The following is a 15,058-nucleotide window of genomic DNA, read 5'->3' as shown; positions in this document are numbered from 1 at the left end:
TCACGCCGGCCTCAGCCGAGCCGCTCGCCGGCGCCCCAGACGGCGCGCACGGCCCAGCGCTCGTCGAGCAGCACCGCGTCGGCGGCGTACCCGGGTGCCAGCATCCCGAGTTCGTGCTGGCGCCCGAGGACGCGCGCGGGCACGGCGGTGAGCGCCGCGACGGCCGCCGCCGGCGGCAGGCCGACCAGTTCGACGGCGTTCTTCAACGCCGTGTCGAGGGTGAGCGTCGATCCGGCGATCGACCCGGGCGAGCCGTCCGTGGCGCGCACGCGCGCCACGCCGTCCGCGACCACCACGTCGAGCGATCCGAGCTTGTAGTCGCCGTCGGCCGCGCCGGTCGCCGCCATCGCGTCGGTGATCAGCGCGACGCGCCCCGGGGCCTGGCCGAAGACGATCTTCGCGACGTCCGGGTGCACGTGCACCCCGTCGAGGATCAGCTCGAGCGTCACCCGCTCGTCCTCGAGCGCGGCGACCACGGGGCCCGGCTCCCGGTGCCCGATGCCGGGCATCGCGTTGAACACGTGGGTCAGCAGCCGGGCTCCCCGGTCGAAGGCGGCCTGCGCCTGCGCCTGGTCGGCCTCCGTGTGCCCGACGGCGACGTGCACACCCGCTTCGACGAGCACGTCGACCGCCTCGAGCGCGTTCGGCCGCTCGACCGCGAGCGTGATCTGTCGCAGCGCGCCGCGGGAGGCGGCGATGAGCTGCTCGACGACCGCCGGCGACGGGTCGATCAGGAAGTCGGGGTTGTGCGCCCCCTTGCGCTCCACGGCGAGGAACGGCCCCTCCAGGTGCGCGCCGAGCACCAGCGGGTCCTCGACGGCGAGGTCGGCGATCGCATCGAGCGAGCGGCACAGCTCCTCGACCGGGTTCGCGACGAGGCTGATCACCGAGCGGGTGGTGCCGTGCGCGCGGTGCACCTCGAGCGCCTTCGAGATCGCGTACGCGCCGTCGTCGAAGGCGAAGCCGCCCGCGCCGTGACCGTGCAGGTCGATGAAGCCGGGGGTGAGGCGGGCGCCGTGCGCGTCGACGACGGATGCCGCGGACGCGGCCTGCGCGCGCCATCCGCCACCCGTGCCGGTCGTCACGATGCGCGCGCCCTCGAAGGCGACCCAGAAGTCGTCGGCCTCGCCGGCCGCGTCGACCTTGCGGGCGGAGTGCACGACGACGTCGGCGGGCATCAGAACTCCTTGCGTCCGGCGATGACGCCCGTGACGAGGGCGACGGCGGCGAAGACCGCCGCGACGATCCACTGCCCCATGTCCGCCCAGGCGAAGGCGGCCGAGCCCATCACGACGATCTCGACGATCGCTTTCACGAACGGGTCGACGGCGAGCACGGCCTTGGGGGCGCGGAACAGCGCCCAGAGCAGGATGGCGACGACGGGGGCGCCGAGGCCGACGGCGATGTTCCAGCCGAAGGGGAACTGCACGAAGCCCCAGATGCCGAGCGACACGATCGCGAACACCTCGCACAGGAAGCGGACGACGTCGACGACGCCGATGCGCGGGGTGTCTGGGCTCGTCTGCTGCACGTCGGTCACGTGGGTCGATCCTACGGGCGTCACCTGAAGATGATGGTCCGGGCGCCGTCGAGCAGCACGCGGTGCTCGCTGAACCACTGCACGGCCTGGCGCAGGGTGCGCGACTCCTCGTCCTGGCCGATCGCCATCAGCTGCGCCGGGGTGCGGGTGTGGTCGACGCGCACCACGTTCTGCTCGATGATCGGGCCCTCGTCGAGCTCGCTCGTGACGAAGTGCGCGGTGGCGCCGATGAGCTTCACGCCGCGCGCGTGCGCCTGACGGTACGGATTCGCGCCCTTGAAGCCGGGCAGGAAGGAGTGGTGGATGTTGATGGCGCGGCCGGCGAGCGCCTCGCACAGCCGGGGGGAGAGGATCTGCATGTACCGGGCGAGCACCACGAGCTCGATGCCCTCCGACCGCACCACGTCGAGCACGTGTTCTTCGAAGGCGGCCTTGCTCGCCGCATCCGTCACCGCGCGGTGCTCGAAGGGCACGCCGTAGAAGCCGGCGAGCTCGCCCAGCTCGGGGTGGTTCGCGAGGATCAGCGGCACCTCGATCGCCAGCTGCCCCGACCGCTGCCGGAACAGCAGGTCGTTCACGCAGTGCGGCGCCTTCGAGGCGAGCACGAGCGTCTTCATCGGCCGGCCGACGACGTCGACGCGGGCCTCGAGGTCGAAGCGGCGGGCGACGGGCGCGAGCGCGGCCTCGAACTCCTCGCGGGTCGCATCCGACTCGACCTGCAGGCGCATGAAGAACCGGTCGGTGTCGGCGGAGGCGAACTGCTGGCTCTCGGTGATGTTGCCGCGCGCTTCGACGATCGCGCCGCTCACCGCGTGCACGATGCCGGGGCGGTCGGGGCAGACGAAGGTGAGCACCCAGTGATTGCGATCGGATGCCTCGGGCCGGGTCATCCGCTCAGATTATCGGTGCGCGCGGGCCGCCGCGGCACGCGCCCTAGGATGTCGCTCACAGGCTTCACGCGCGCAGGAAGGGGAGCGGCGGATGACCCCTCAGCAGCGACTCAACGCGCTGCTCGAGCTCGTGAGTTCACGCGGCAACGTGAGCATCGCCGAGATCAGCGAAGAGCTCGGCGTCTCGCTCGCGACCGCGCGGCGCGACCTGACGACGCTCGCGCAGCAGCGGCTGATCACCCGCACGCACGGCGGGGCCGCCGCGCTCGGCACCGGGTACGAACTGCCGCTGCAGTACAAGATCGCGCGCCAGGCGGAGGCCAAGCTCGCGATCGCGCGCGCGGCCGTGGAGCTCATCACGCCCGGCGAGACGGTCGGCCTCAACGGCGGCACGACGACCACGGAGGTGGCGCGCGAGCTGGGGCGCAGCGAGCGCTTCCTCGGCGCAGAGGGCGACTACGGCATCACCATCGTGACCAACGCGCTGAACATCGGCTACGAGCTCTCGGTGCGCTCCAACGTGAAGATCGTCGTGACCGGCGGTGTCGCCCGCCGTCAGTCGTACGAGCTCGTGGGCGCGCTCGTGCAACAGGCGCTCGCCGAGTTCGCGCTCGACGTGGTCGTGCTCGGGGTCGACGGCATCGGCGGCCAGTTCGGGCTGACCACGATGCACGAGGGCGAGGCCGATGTGAGCCGGTGGTTCGCCGAGGTGGGCCGGCGCGTCATCGTGGTCGCCGACTCGACGAAGATCATGCGCTCGACCTTCGCCCGCATCTGCCCGCTCGACCGGGTGGACGTCCTCGTGACGGACAAGGCCGTGCCCCGGGCGTTCGCGGCCGAACTCAGGTCGGCCAAGGTCGAACTCGTCGTCGCCGGCTGACCGCGGCGCCATTTCGATCGCGTTAATCCTGGGATGCGTCGTGGCGGTGCCGCTCGCAAGGTGCCTATTGTTCAGTCGTGAGCGATTTTGCGACTGATGGATCAGAAGCGCGCAGCATCCGCGTCGGGGTGGTCGGAGTCGGCCAGCGTGCCGTCATCGCGCGGCACATCGCCGAGTCGGGGCAGCCGGCGCGGCTCGTGGCCGCCGCCGACCCCACCGAGCGAGGCCGGGAGCGAGCCCGCGCGGTGTTCGGCGACGACATCCGCGTCGCGCAGACGCACACGCAGCTCATCGAGAGCGGCGCCATCGACGCGGCGATCGTGACGAGCCCCGACTGGACTCATGCGCAGATCGCGGTCGACCTGCTGCGGGCGGGCATCGCCGTCTACCTGGAGAAGCCGCTCGCCATCACCCTCGAAGACGCGGATGCCGTGCTCGAGGCCGCCGCGCAGACGGGCACGGCGCTCTACGTCGGCCACAACTTCCGGCACTCGGGCGTCGCCCGCGCGATGCGCGCGGTCGTCGAGCGCGGCGAGATCGGCGAGGTGAAGGCGGTGTGGTGCCGGCACTTCGTCGGAAACGGCGGCGACTACTACTTCAAGGACTGGCACGCCGACCGCAGCAGGGTGAACTCGCTGCTGCTGCAGAAGGCCAGCCACGACCTCGACATCATCCACATGCTCGCCGGGGGGTACACCCGCCGGGTCGTCGGCATGGGAGGGCTCACCCTGTACGGCGACATCGCCGACCGCCGCGACCGCAGCGGCGAGCTGATGGAGGACTGGTTCAGCTACGACAACTGGCCCCCGCTCAGCCAGAGCGGCCTCAACCCGGTGGTCGACGTCGAAGACCTCTCCATGGTGATGATGACGCTCGACAACGGCGTGCAGGCCAGCTACGAACAGTGCCACTACACCCCCGACTACTGGCGCAACTACACCGTCATCGGAACGGAGGGCCGGCTCGAGAACTTCGGCGACACCGGCGGCGGCGTGGTCAAGGTCTGGACCCACCGCCGCGGCTGGGATCTCGCGGGCGACCGCGAGTATCCGATCAGCGGCGTCGAGGACGGCCACGCCGACGCCGACCTGCTTACCATGACCGAGTTCCTGGCCCACCTGGCCACCGGCGCTCCGACCGAGTTGTCGCCGATCGCCGCGCGAGAGGCCGTCGCCACCGGCGCCCTCGCCACCCGGTCGCTGCGCGACGGCTCGGTTCCGATCGACGTTCCGCCTCCCTCCGACGCCGTCGTGCGCCACTTCAGCCGGTCCTGACCCGCCAGGCGCCGTGACGGCGGATGCCCGGGCCGGGCACCGCGAAACGCGCATAGTGTGGACCACGTGGAGTATGTGAAGCTCGGAACCACCGGACTCGAGGTCAGCGCGATCACCCTGGGCTGCATGAGCTTCGGGGAGCCCTCCGCCGGCGGCCACCAGTGGGCGCTCGGCGAGGAGGCCTCCCGACCGCTCATCAGGCAGGCGCTCGAGGCGGGCATCAACTTCCTCGACACGGCGAACGTGTACTCGGCGGGCACCAGCGAGGAGATCGTGGGCCGCGCCATCCGCGAGTTCACGACCCGCGACCAGGTCGTGCTCGCCACCAAGGTGTTCAACCGCATGCGCCCCGGCCCGAACGGCGCGGGGCTCTCGCGGGCCGCGATCATGATGGAGATCGACAACTCGCTGCGCCGCCTCGGCACCGACTACGTCGACCTGTACCAGATCCACCGCTTCGACTACTCGACGCCGATCGAGGAGACCATGGAGGCGCTCCACGACGTCGTGAAGGCCGGCAAGGCGCGCTACATCGGCGCCTCGTCGATGTATGCCTGGCAGTTCATGAAGGCCCAGGCGGTGGCCGACCTGAACGGCTGGACCCGCTTCGTGTCCATGCAGAACCACTACAACCTGATCTACCGGGAAGAGGAGCGGGAGATGCTGCCGCTGTGCCTCGAGGAGGGCATCGGCGTGATCCCCTGGTCGCCGCTCGCGCGCGGCCGGCTGACCCGCGACTGGGACGAGAAGACGGCCCGCACCGAGACCGACGAGTTCGGCAAGACGCTGTACCAGCCCGACGACCGGGTGGTCGTCGAGCGCGTCGCCGAGGTCGCGCAGCAGCTCGGCGTGCCGCGCGCCCAGGTCGCCCTGGCCTGGCTGCACCGCAACCCGGCGGTCACCTCGCCCATCGTCGGCGTCACCAAGCCGCAGCACCTCACCGACGCGATCGCGTCGCTCGAGGTGACGCTCACCGACGAGCAGGCCGCGTACCTGGAGGAGCCGTACCGGCCGCACGAGGTCGCCGGCTTCGAGTAGGCCGGCTCAGACCCCCGCGATCAGCCCGCCGAGTCGCTGCGCTTCGGCGCGCAGCGCGTCGCGTCCGGCGGCCAGGTACCGGCGCGAGTCGACCGTGTCGGGGTGCGCCCGCAGGTACTCGCGTACCGCCGCCGTGAAGTGTCGATTGAGCTGCGTCGACACGTTGATCTTCGTCATCCCCGCCCGGATCGCCGCGGCGATGAGGTCGTCGGGCACCCCTGACGAGCCGTGCAGTACGAGTGGCACGGGCACCGCGGCGTGCAGGCGGGCGATCAGGTCGAGGTCGAGCGCAGCGGTGCGCTCGGCCATCTGGTGCGAGGAGCCCACGGCGACCGCCAGCGCGTCGATGCCCGTCTCGGCGGCGAAGCGCGCGGCCTCCCCGGGATCGGTGCGCACGCCCGGCGCGTGCGCGCCGTCCTTGCCCCCGATGCGGCCGAGCTCGGCCTCCACGGCGACGCCCGCCGCATGGGCCCGCCGCATCACCCGGGCCGTCGCGGCCACATTGTCGCGGTAGTCGAGCGCGGCGCCGTCGAACATGACCGAACCGAAACCCAGCTCGACGGCCCGGAGGGCGAGCTCCTCGCTCTCGGCGTGGTCGAGGTGCACGGCCACGGGCGCCGCCGCCGCGTGCGCGATGTCGATGCAGGCGAGAGCGATCGGCTCCAGTGCCCCGTGGTACTTCACGGCGTTCTCCGACAGCTGCAGCACGACGGGGAAGCCGCCCGCCTCGGCGGCGGCGACGATGCCCTCGGCGGTCTCCAGGTGCAGCACGTTGAACGCCGCGAGGCCGGCGCCCCGCCGCGAGGCATCCGTCAATAATTCGGCGGTGGCGGTCAGCGCCATCTCTCCTCCTCCAGCTCGACCCGTGTCTCGCGGGCCGGCACCCCGGCCGCGAGCGAGCCGGCCAGCGGATGCGCGACCGCGGCGGCCGACCACGCGACCGCGCGGCGCAGCAGGGCAGGCAGCTCGCGCTCGTCGCGGGCGAGCCCCAGGGCCAGGGCCGCGACGGCGGCGTCGCCGGCCCCGGTCGGGTTGCCGCGCAGCGGCTCGGCGAGCCTCGCCCTCACGACCCGCGCCGGGTCGTCGGCGCCGACCGCGAGCATGCCGCGCTCGCCGAGCGTGACCACGACCAGCCGGGCGCCCGCGTCGAGCAGCGCCCGCGCCCCGGCTGCCGGATCGTCGTGCCCGGTGGTGGCGAGCAGCTCGTGGTGGTTCGGCTTCACCGCATCCGCGCCCGCGGCGCACGCGGCCAGCAGCGCCTCTCCCACCACGTCGGCGACCGCGAGGGCGCCGGCCTCGTGGGCGAGCCGCACCAGCGCCGCGACGTGCTCCGGCGGGAACCCCGGCGGCAGGCTGCCGGAGACGACCAGCACCGAGGTGCCGGTCAGCGCGCCGCGCGCGGCGTGGACGACCGCGTCGGCCTCGGCGGCCGTGAGCGCGGCGCCCTTCTCGTTCATGACGGTCGTGCGGTCCGCGCCGGTGTCGACGATGGCGACGCTGCCCCTAGTAGCCGCGGCGACGGGAACCGGCAGGAACGGCACGCCCGCCCCGGTCAGCTCGGCGGCGAAGCGCTCCCCGGTCGCGCCCCCGAGCGGCACCACTGCGCGCACGTGCTCGCCCTGCTCGGCGAGCACGCGGGCGACGTTCACGCCCTTGCCGCCGGCGCGCACGGCGGGTGCATCCACGCGCATCACCTCGCCGACCCGGAGCGCGTCGAGCGTGTAGGTCTGGTCGAGCGCCGGGTTGGGCGTGACGGTGAGGATCACGGATGCCCCAGCCGGTCTCGTGCGAGCAGGGCGGCGCCGACGACGCCGGCGTCGGGGCCGATGGAGGCCGGCAGCAGCAGCGGCCGCAGGTTGAAGCTGAGCAGCGCGTCGAGCCGCTGCGCGACGGGCTCGAACAGCGCCGGGCCTGCCCCGACCAGGCCGCCGCCGATCACGATCGCTTCGGGCGCCAGCACGGCGACGACGTGCGCCAGCCCGAAGGCCAGGCCGTCCAGGGCCGAGTCCCACACCTCGCGGGCGATCTCGTCGCCCGCCCGCATCCGCTCCAGCACCTCGCGGGCGCCCGGCAGCCCCGCACCGGTGCGCGCGTTGTACCGGCGCGCGATCGCGGCGGCCGACGACACCGCCTCGAGGTGGCCGCGGCCCCCGCAGGCGCACTCGGGGCCGTCGGCCACGGGCGCGTGCCCGATCTCGCCAGCGTAGCCGCGCCCCGCGTGCAGGCGGCCGTCGACGAACACGGCGCCGGCGATGCCGGTGCCGATGGTGAGCACGACGACGTCGCGGAAGCCCGCCGCCGCCCCGAGCCGCTGCTCCGCGAGCCCGGCCGCGCGCACGTCGTGTCCGAACCCGACCGGCAGGCCGAGTCGCTGCTCGGCGAGGGCGCGGAAAGGCACGTCCCGCCAGCCGAGGTTCTCGCTGTACACGCCGACGCCTGCTGCATCGTCGACGACGCCGGGCACGACCAGCGCCGCGGCCTGCGGAGCCACGCCGGGGTGCGCCGCCGCGAACCGGTCGGCGAGCTGGGCGGCCGCCTCCACGACCTGCGCGCCGCTGTCCGGTCCGAACGGCGGCGTGGGTGTCACGACCCGCTCGAGCAGCGCGCCGTCGGCGCCGACGAGCGCGGCCTTGAGGTCGGTTCCCCCGACGTCGAAGGCCAGCACGGGCGCCCCCGCGCCCAGCGAGGGCACGGTCACCGCGGCCCGTCGAGGATGACCGACCGGGTGAGGTTGCGCGGCTGGTCGGGATCGAGCCCGGCCCGCCGGGCCCGCTCCAGGGCGACCCGCTGCGCGCGGATCAGGTCTGCCATCCCGTCGACGCCGTCGGCGTGCTCGAAGCGCGCCCCCGTCGCCCGGGTGTCGGCCCCGATGCCCTCGGGCGCCGGGCCGAACAGCCACGTCACACGCCCGGGTGCGGAGATCGCGATCGGCCCGTGCCGGTACTCCTTGGCCGGGTACGACTCGGTCCACGACTGGCTCGCCTCGCGCATCTTGAGCGCGGCCTCGTGCGCGATCCCGACGTCGGCGCCGGTGCCGATGAAGGTGTACTGCTCGGCGGTGACCAGCTCCTCCGGCAGCTCGGCCTCGAGCGCGGCCCGACCCTGGGCGATCACGGGGGAGAGGTCCTCGCCGAGCGAGGAGCGCAGGAACGCGAGCGCGGTGGTGGCGAACCGGGTCTGCACCACCGACGTCTCGTCGGCGAACGGCAGGGCGATCAGCTCGTCGACCAGGTCGACGAACGGGGTCTCGGTGTCGCCGACGAGCCCGATCACCGGCGTCGAACCCTTGACGGATGCGACGAGCTCGAGCACCTCCGTCGTGGTTCCCGACCGGGTGATCGCGACGATCGCGTCATAGCCGCGGTCGACGAACGCCTCTGAGGCTGCGAACGCGTCGCTCTGACCCTGGCCGCGGGCCTCGCGCGCCGCGGCGTACGCCTGCGCCATGAACCAGGAGGTGCCGCAGCCGACCACCGCGATCCTGCTGCCGGTCGCGGGCAGCAGCGCGCGCTCCGCGGTGAGCTCCGCGGCCTGCTCCCAGCAGTCCGGCTGCGAGGCGAGCTCGGCGGCCATGCGGGCGCCGAGGGTGGGGTGGGAGATCGTCATACGCGGTCCTGTCCTGCTCGATTTTGATCGTTTGGTGCTTGTTCGATCATTTCACGTCCTTGTTCTGCGCCATGGGCCTGCCCCAGCCGTTCCCCGATTCGTCACTTCACGCTTCCGGCGAGCAGCCCGTTGACGATGTACCGGTTGAGGAACAGCGCAAGTACGGCCGGAACCGCTATGGCGAGCATGCCCGCGGCGCTGAGCAGGTTCACGGGCACGGTATGCCTCCCCAGCAGCGACGAGATCATCACGGTGAGGGGCTCAGTGGACATATCGGTCGAGAGTACGAGCGGGAAGAGGAACTGCCCCCACGCCGACAGGAAGGTGATCAGCGCCGTCGAGACGACCCCCGGCAGCGCCAGCGGCAGGACCACGTGCCAGAGCACCTGCATGCGGTTCGCGCCGTCCATCGTGCCGGCCTCTTCGAGCGAGATCGGCAGGCTCGAGAGGTAGCTGTGCAGGATCCAGGTCGCCAGCGGAAGGAAGCCGGACACGTACACCAGCACGATTCCCGTGTAGGTGTTGACGAGGCCCAGGCCCGTCATGATCCGGTAGAGCGGGATCAGCGTGGTGTAGGCGGGGAACGCCATCGTCGCGAGCGCGAGGTAGAACAGCGCATTCCTGCCGCGGAAGGTCATCCGCGCGAACGCGTACGCGGCGAGCGTGGCGAGCACGACCGTCACGACCGTCGCCGCCACGCATTCGATCACGATGTTGACGCTCGACTGCCGCACGGACTCGGCGATGTCGCCGTCGCCGAACAGCAGCCGTGCGTAGTTCGCGAGCTGAGGGGTCGGGGGCAGGTAGTGCGCCGGCTTCGACGCCGCTTGGGCACCCGTCTGAAGGCTGAGATCGAGCGCCCACAGCACCGGCAGCAGGGTCCAGACGAGCAGCAGCACGACGCCGACCGAGCGTACGACGCCGGGCCGTGCGCGGCGCCCGCGCAGTGGGGTAGGGGGGATCGAGAGGGCCATCAGTACTCCACCTGCCGATACACGAGCTTGAGCACACCGAACGACACGATGACGGTCGCCACGGCGATCACGAGCGCGAGCGCGTAGCCCTGCCCGAAATCGAGGTTCTGGAAACTGACGAAGTAGGTCTGCATCGTGAGGGACGCACCCGCGTCGGCTTGGCCGTTCAGCGCGTAGGGCTGATCGAAGATGTTCAGCGTCGCGACCACCGACTGCACCGCCGCGATGGCGATGCCCGGGCGGGCGAGGGGGACGCTGATGCGGCGGATGAGCGCCCAGCCCGAGCATCCGTCGAGGCGCGCCGCCTCGTACAGCTCGTCGGGCACGTTCTGCAGCGCGGCGAGGATCAGCAGCGCCGACAGCGGCACCATCTGCCACACCTGCACGAGCTCGATGAGGAAGACCGTCAGGAGCCGGTTGTCACCCACCCACACCCGGTAGTCCGTGATCACGTGCAGCGAGGTCAGCACGCTGTTCAGCAGGCCGGTGTTTGCGTCGAAGACGTTCACCCAGATCAGGCCCGCGACGATCCCGGGCAGCGCCCAGGGCAGGATCAGCACCGCGATCACGACCGAGCGGCCCCGGAACGAGGTCTGCAGCAGCAGCGCCGCGGCCGTGCCGATGATCGTGGAGAGCACGACCCCGACCACCATGTACACCACGGTGTTCCCGCTGGACTGCAGGATGCTCGAGGACGAGAACGCCGTGATGAAGTTCTGGAACCCCGCGAAGCGCACGGGCGGGTCGAGCGCGGCGTCGTGGAAGAACGACAGCCCGATGGTCCACGCCGCCGGCACGATCGCGAGCAGCACGACGAAGAGCGCGAACGGCGCGACGAGCGCGTACGGCAGCAGGTCGATGCGGCGCCGGCGCCGCGCGAGCGGGGCGCCGGCGGCGTGCGGCGCGCCGGCCCGCTCGCTGTGGGCTTCGGCGAGGGCCCGGGTCACGAGCCGCTCGCGAGCTGCTTGGCCGTGCTGGCGATCTTCTTGATCGCCTGATCCGCCGTCTCGCTGCCGGCGGCCGCGGCGTGCAGGTTCGTGTACACCGCCTTCGACAGCGACGAATACCACGTCGGCGCGCCACCCGGGAAGATCGGTGCGGTGCTGTTCTGGAACATCTGCTTCAGCGTCGCGCCCTGGTCGAGCTTGTCGCCGTTGGCCAGCGCCTCGACCGCGGTCAGGTGGGCGGGCAGGGAGAAGGTGGAATAGAGCTGGTCGGCGGAGCCGAGACCCGCGAACTTCTCCTGCACCGCCGCGGACGTGTACCACTCGATGAACTTCGCCGCGGCCTTGGGGTATTTCGCCGTGACCGGAATGCCCATGCCGTCGGGGTTGTCGAGGTTCTTCGGCTCGCCGCCCGAAGTCGGGGTCGGAATGTACTTCACCTGCCCCGTCACCGTGGAGGTGTCCTTGACGTTGTAGAGGGTGCCGACGTTCCCGGCGTAGTCCGAGAACGTGCTGGCGACCTTGCCCGTGGCCATCAGGTTCTGCTGGCCCTGGCTGTCTGTGGTGTTGATCTCGCCGGGCGAGACGAGGCCGTCCTTGACGGCTTGGATCATCCATTCCGCCGCCTTGTAGCCGGCCGAGTCGGGCGAGGTGAACGCGGGTTCGTCCTTGTCGGTGAGCACACTGCCGCCGAACGCGCCCGTCGTCTCGTACCAGTACGTCGACAGTCCCTCCGCCGCGGCGAACGGGATGTTCAGCGGGTACTGCACGACGCCCTTGGCCTTCACCGTCTTGAGGTCCTGGGTGTACTCGTCGATCGTCGTCGGCATCTTCGTGATGCCGGCTTCGGCGAACATCTTGGTGTTGACCGTGGTGACCATGAACATGGCGTCGCCGGGCAGCCCGACCACCTTGCCGTCGGCGGTGAAGGAGTTGAGCTGCGGCAGGTCGGCCTTGAGCTTGTCGACGTCGACATAGTCGCTCATGTCATAGAACCAGCCGAGTTTCGCGAACTGGCCGACGCGCGACCAGTCCACGTCGGTCACGTCGGCGAAGTACGTCTTCGCGGTGGCCGCAGCGGTGATCTTGGTCTGCAGGCTGTCCCAGTCGACGTTGGTCCACTTGACTGTGATGCCGGTCTGCTTGGTGAACTGGTCGAGCATGGCCTTCGGCGGCGCCTCGGCGCTCTCGACGACGTTGATCGTGACCCCGGACGTCTTGTCGGAAACGGCGGCGGAGTTCGAGCAGCCGGAGGCGACGGCGACGAGGCCGGCAGCCAGTCCGAGGGCGAGCACGCCCCTGCGCCGACGGGCCGCGGTGGCGAAGAGCTTCATGGTCACGATTCCTTCCGGAGAACGCTCAGCGTGAGTGTTTCTGATCGTTTCGAGCGAAAAACGCTCACGTCCAACTATGCTCGGCTCGCATGGCGCTGCAAGAGGGTGGCCCCAAGGTTTACGAGGTCGAAACACGAGGCACGCGGGCCTGCGGGGCGCCCACGATGAAAGGCGGATGCTGGTGTCCATGACTCACGACGACGCGGCCCGATTGCTCGGGCTCGACCCTCCGCGCTCCGTGCCCCGGCCCGACGCCGTGGCCGTCGTGCGCGCCGCGCTCGACGGCGAACCGCAGGAGAGCGGCGACCTTGACGGCCTGGCCTTCCCCGACTTCCTGGCCGCCGTCGCGGCGGCCGCGGCGGACGCGGTTCGGCGGTTGCGCCGTTCGGAGCTGCCTGAGGGAGTACTGGAGGACAGCCTGGCCGACGTGGGCCGCAAGGTGCGCTTGTACGGCGACGACGGCATTCGCGGCTGGCTGATCGACATCCTGCGCGGCGAGGTGATCGCCCTGGGTCGGCTGCAGTTCGAGCGTCGAACGACGCGATTCGGGCGCCACATCCACATCCCTGAGCTCGGCCCGCTCGACCCCGGATCGGTCGACGCGGCGCTGGACCGGGCGCGGCGCTTCTTCGCCGACGGCGCCGGGTTCTGCTGTGCGTCGTGGATGCTCGATCCGCGGCTCCTCCGACTCGGCGACGGCAGCAACATCGTGCGTTTCCAGCGCCGATTCCGCATCGTCACGCCTCCCGGCGAATCCCATGAGCCCGGCGAGGGAGACCGATCGGTCGCGAAGTTCGTCTTCCGCCGTCCGCTCGAGGCGGTGCTCGGCTCGCACTCCGAGCCCGCTTCCTCGCTGCAGCGTCTCGTGCTGGACGTGCTTCGCTCGGGAGAGCACTGGACGGAGCCGCTCGGGGTGCTCCACGACTCCGCGGCCCACGAGGAGGGCTGAGGTCCACGTGCTCCGCGTCGAGCCCGGACGGGGCGCGGCCGTCTTGTAGACTGCCGCTGTCGCGACTGGCGTTCGGGTGGGTCACCACCGGGGAGCGACTGGTGATCTCAGGGATTCGGCCGCACGCCTGGGCCGATACGGATTCCCCCGATTCATCCGACGTGTCAGCAAAGGAGCCAGCCATGGCCGACAACACGCCCACCGCCACCGCCACCGACGTGTTCAACGCGCCGCTTGCCGAGGTCGACCCCGAGATCGCCGAGGTGCTGCGCCTCGAGCTCGGCCGTCAGCGCGACTACCTCGAGATGATCGCGAGCGAGAACTTCGTGCCGCGCTCCGTGCTCGAGTCGCAGGGCTCGGTGCTCACCAACAAGTACGCGGAAGGCTACCCGGGCCGGCGCTACTACGGCGGCTGCGAATTCGTCGACGTCGCCGAGTCGCTCGCCATCGAGCGCGCCAAGAGCCTGTTCGGCGCCGAGTACGCCAACGTGCAGCCACACTCGGGCGCCACCGCCAACGCGGCCGTGCTGGCGGCGATCGCCAAGCCGGGCGACACCATCCTCGGCCTCGAGCTCGCCCACGGCGGCCACCTCACCCACGGCATGAAGCTCAACTTCTCGGGCAAGCTCTACAACGCCGTCAGCTACGGCGTCGACCCCGAGACCTTCCTCGTCGACATGGACGTGGTGCGCGACAAGGCGCTCGAGCACAAACCGCAGGTCATCATCGCCGGCTGGTCGGCGTACCCGCGCCAGCTCGACTTCGCCGCGTTCCGCGAGATCGCCGACGAGGTCGGCGCGAAGCTGTGGGTCGACATGGCCCATTTCGCCGGACTCGTCGCCGCCGGCCTGCACCCCTCGCCCGTGCCCCACGCCGACGTCGTCTCCTCCACCGTGCACAAGACGATCGGCGGCCCGCGCTCGGGCTTCATCGTCTCCCGCGACACCGCGCTCGCGAAGGCGCTGAACTCTAACGTGTTCCCCGGCCAGCAGGGCGGGCCGCTGATGCACGTCATCGCGGCGAAGGCGACCGCGTTCAAGCTCGCCGCCACGCCCGAGTTCGCCGAGCGGCAGCAGCGCACGGTGCGCGGCGCGCAGGCACTCGCCGCCGCCCTGACCTCGGATGCCTCGCGCGCGGCCGGCGTGAACGTGCTGACCGGCGGCACCGACGTGCACCTCGTGCTGGCAGATCTGCGCGAGAGCGAGCTGTCGGGCCAGCAGGCCGAGGACCGCCTGCACGAGGTCGGCATCACGGTCAACAAGAATTCGGTGCCGTTCGACCCCCGCCCGCCGATGGTCACCTCCGGCATCCGCATCGGCACGCCGGCGCTCGCGACCCGCGGCTTCGGCGACGCCGAGTTCGCCGAGGTCGCCGACATCATCGCCTCCGCCCTGCGCCCCGACTACGACGCGGCGGCCCTGCGCGAGCGCGTCCGCGCCCTCGCCGAGGCCTTCCCGCTCTACCCCGGCCTGGAGTACTGAGCCGCCCGCTTCCGCCGCCCGTCCCGCCGCCGATCGGTCGGAAATCACCCTTCAAGCTCGCGCTGGAGGGTGATTTCGCACCTTTCGCCGGCCGATCCGCCCGCTGCGCCGCTTCGGGCCGGTTGAATGGAGGTGACAGCACTTTTCG

15 protein-coding genes and 1 riboswitch are annotated in these 15,058 nt (G+C 71.4%); of the genes, 5 read left to right on the top strand and 10 right to left on the bottom strand.

Going from position 1 to position 15,058, the window contains the following annotated elements:
- Positions 1 to 11: 11 nt before the first annotated feature.
- From nagA to purU, 3 genes are read right to left on the bottom strand one after another with little or no spacing between them, the layout of a single operon-like run.
- Complete coding sequence (nagA, locus tag H563_RS0110620; protein ID WP_022882586.1) at positions 12 to 1,178, bottom strand: N-acetylglucosamine-6-phosphate deacetylase; 1,167 nt, start codon at positions 1,176 to 1,178, stop codon at positions 12 to 14.
- Complete coding sequence (locus H563_RS0110615) at positions 1,178 to 1,540, bottom strand: YrdB family protein (RefSeq protein WP_022882585.1); 363 nt, start codon at positions 1,538 to 1,540, stop codon at positions 1,178 to 1,180. Before H563_RS0110615 ends, nagA begins: the two co-directional genes overlap by 1 nt.
- Positions 1,541 to 1,560: 20 nt before the next feature.
- Positions 1,561 to 2,430 carry a formyltetrahydrofolate deformylase gene (gene purU / locus H563_RS0110610; RefSeq protein WP_022882584.1) on the bottom strand — a complete coding sequence of 290 codons (870 nt, stop codon included), beginning with the start codon at positions 2,428 to 2,430 and terminating at the stop codon, positions 1,561 to 1,563.
- 91 nt (positions 2,431 to 2,521) lie between these two features.
- Between purU and H563_RS0110605 the strand changes: the two genes are divergently transcribed.
- The 3 genes from H563_RS0110605 to H563_RS0110595 all read left to right on the top strand — a co-directional run bounded on the left by H563_RS0110605 (position 2,522) and on the right by H563_RS0110595 (position 5,622).
- A complete protein-coding gene (locus tag H563_RS0110605; protein ID WP_022882583.1) occupies positions 2,522 to 3,310 on the top strand; it encodes a DeoR/GlpR family DNA-binding transcription regulator in 789 nt (262 codons plus the stop codon).
- Positions 3,311 to 3,387: 77 nt separating this feature from the next.
- On the top strand, positions 3,388 to 4,584 hold the full coding sequence (locus tag H563_RS0110600) for a Gfo/Idh/MocA family protein (protein ID WP_022882582.1): 1,197 nt from the start codon (positions 3,388 to 3,390) through the stop codon (positions 4,582 to 4,584).
- Between the two features lie 66 nt (positions 4,585 to 4,650).
- The gene (locus H563_RS0110595; protein WP_027479341.1) at positions 4,651 to 5,622 is read left to right on the top strand and encodes an aldo/keto reductase; all 972 of its coding nucleotides are present in this window, start codon (positions 4,651 to 4,653) and stop codon (positions 5,620 to 5,622) included.
- Positions 5,623 to 5,628: 6 nt separating this feature from the next.
- Here the strand turns inward: H563_RS0110595 and H563_RS0110590 are convergent, their stop codons facing one another.
- The 7 genes from H563_RS0110590 to H563_RS0110560 form a co-directional block, all read right to left on the bottom strand.
- Positions 5,629 to 6,465 (bottom strand): class II fructose-bisphosphate aldolase, encoded by an 837-nt coding sequence (locus H563_RS0110590; protein WP_022882580.1) that lies wholly within the window; start codon positions 6,463 to 6,465, stop codon positions 5,629 to 5,631.
- Positions 6,456 to 7,388 carry a 1-phosphofructokinase family hexose kinase gene (locus H563_RS0110585; RefSeq protein ID WP_027479340.1) on the bottom strand — a complete coding sequence of 311 codons (933 nt, stop codon included), beginning with the start codon at positions 7,386 to 7,388 and terminating at the stop codon, positions 6,456 to 6,458. Before H563_RS0110585 ends, H563_RS0110590 begins: the two co-directional genes overlap by 10 nt.
- Complete coding sequence (locus tag H563_RS0110580) at positions 7,385 to 8,320, bottom strand: ROK family protein (RefSeq protein WP_022882578.1); 936 nt, start codon at positions 8,318 to 8,320, stop codon at positions 7,385 to 7,387. The genes H563_RS0110585 and H563_RS0110580 overlap by 4 nt, the downstream gene beginning before the upstream one ends.
- Positions 8,317 to 9,222, bottom strand: coding sequence for an SIS domain-containing protein (locus H563_RS0110575; protein ID WP_027479339.1), 906 nt, complete (start codon positions 9,220 to 9,222; stop codon positions 8,317 to 8,319). The genes H563_RS0110580 and H563_RS0110575 overlap by 4 nt, the downstream gene beginning before the upstream one ends.
- A 107-nt stretch (positions 9,223 to 9,329) precedes the next feature.
- Positions 9,330 to 10,202: a carbohydrate ABC transporter permease gene (locus H563_RS0110570; RefSeq protein WP_022882576.1), complete on the bottom strand. Its 873-nt coding sequence runs from the start codon at positions 10,200 to 10,202 to the stop codon at positions 9,330 to 9,332.
- Positions 10,202 to 11,149: a carbohydrate ABC transporter permease gene (locus H563_RS16215; protein WP_022882575.1), complete on the bottom strand. Its 948-nt coding sequence runs from the start codon at positions 11,147 to 11,149 to the stop codon at positions 10,202 to 10,204. Before H563_RS16215 ends, H563_RS0110570 begins: the two co-directional genes overlap by 1 nt.
- The gene (locus tag H563_RS0110560; protein ID WP_022882574.1) at positions 11,146 to 12,480 is read right to left on the bottom strand and encodes an ABC transporter substrate-binding protein; all 1,335 of its coding nucleotides are present in this window, start codon (positions 12,478 to 12,480) and stop codon (positions 11,146 to 11,148) included. Before H563_RS0110560 ends, H563_RS16215 begins: the two co-directional genes overlap by 4 nt.
- A gap of 187 nt (positions 12,481 to 12,667) precedes the next feature.
- Here H563_RS0110560 and H563_RS0110555 point away from each other — a divergent pair, with 187 nt between their 5' ends.
- Together H563_RS0110555 and glyA are read left to right on the top strand one after the other, a co-directional pair.
- Positions 12,668 to 13,429, top strand: a complete 762-nt coding sequence (locus H563_RS0110555; RefSeq protein WP_155865181.1) for a hypothetical protein — start codon at positions 12,668 to 12,670, stop codon at positions 13,427 to 13,429.
- Positions 13,430 to 13,480: 51 nt separating this feature from the next.
- Positions 13,481 to 13,569: riboswitch (ZMP/ZTP riboswitch) on the top strand.
- A 42-nt stretch (positions 13,570 to 13,611) separates the two neighbouring features.
- Complete coding sequence (gene glyA / locus H563_RS0110550) at positions 13,612 to 14,910, top strand: serine hydroxymethyltransferase (RefSeq protein ID WP_022882572.1); 1,299 nt, start codon at positions 13,612 to 13,614, stop codon at positions 14,908 to 14,910.
- Positions 14,911 to 15,058: the final 148 nt, after the last annotated feature.

Origin of the sequence: Gryllotalpicola ginsengisoli DSM 22003 (genome assembly GCF_000419445.1) — a bacterium.
Classification (GTDB): domain Bacteria; phylum Actinomycetota; class Actinomycetes; order Actinomycetales; family Microbacteriaceae; genus Gryllotalpicola; species Gryllotalpicola ginsengisoli.
This window is presented reverse-complemented; position numbering and strand designations above follow the sequence as displayed.

Excerpts from the sequence above, each read along its gene's own strand:
- nagA (WP_022882586.1), bottom strand. The coding sequence starts at position 1,178 with ATGCCCGCCGACGTCGTCGTGCACTCCGCCCGCAAGGTCGACGCGGCC.
- purU (WP_022882584.1), bottom strand. The coding sequence starts at position 2,430 with ATGACCCGGCCCGAGGCATCCGATCGCAATCACTGGGTGCTCACCTTC.
- H563_RS0110605 (WP_022882583.1), top strand. The coding sequence starts at position 2,522 with ATGACCCCTCAGCAGCGACTCAACGCGCTGCTCGAGCTCGTGAGTTCA.
- H563_RS0110590 (WP_022882580.1), bottom strand. The coding sequence starts at position 6,465 with ATGGCGCTGACCGCCACCGCCGAATTATTGACGGATGCCTCGCGGCGG.
- H563_RS0110570 (WP_022882576.1), bottom strand. The coding sequence starts at position 10,202 with ATGGCCCTCTCGATCCCCCCTACCCCACTGCGCGGGCGCCGCGCACGG.
- H563_RS0110560 (WP_022882574.1), bottom strand. The coding sequence starts at position 12,480 with ATGAAGCTCTTCGCCACCGCGGCCCGTCGGCGCAGGGGCGTGCTCGCC.
- H563_RS0110555 (WP_155865181.1), top strand. The coding sequence starts at position 12,668 with ATGACTCACGACGACGCGGCCCGATTGCTCGGGCTCGACCCTCCGCGC.
- glyA (WP_022882572.1), top strand. The coding sequence starts at position 13,612 with ATGGCCGACAACACGCCCACCGCCACCGCCACCGACGTGTTCAACGCG.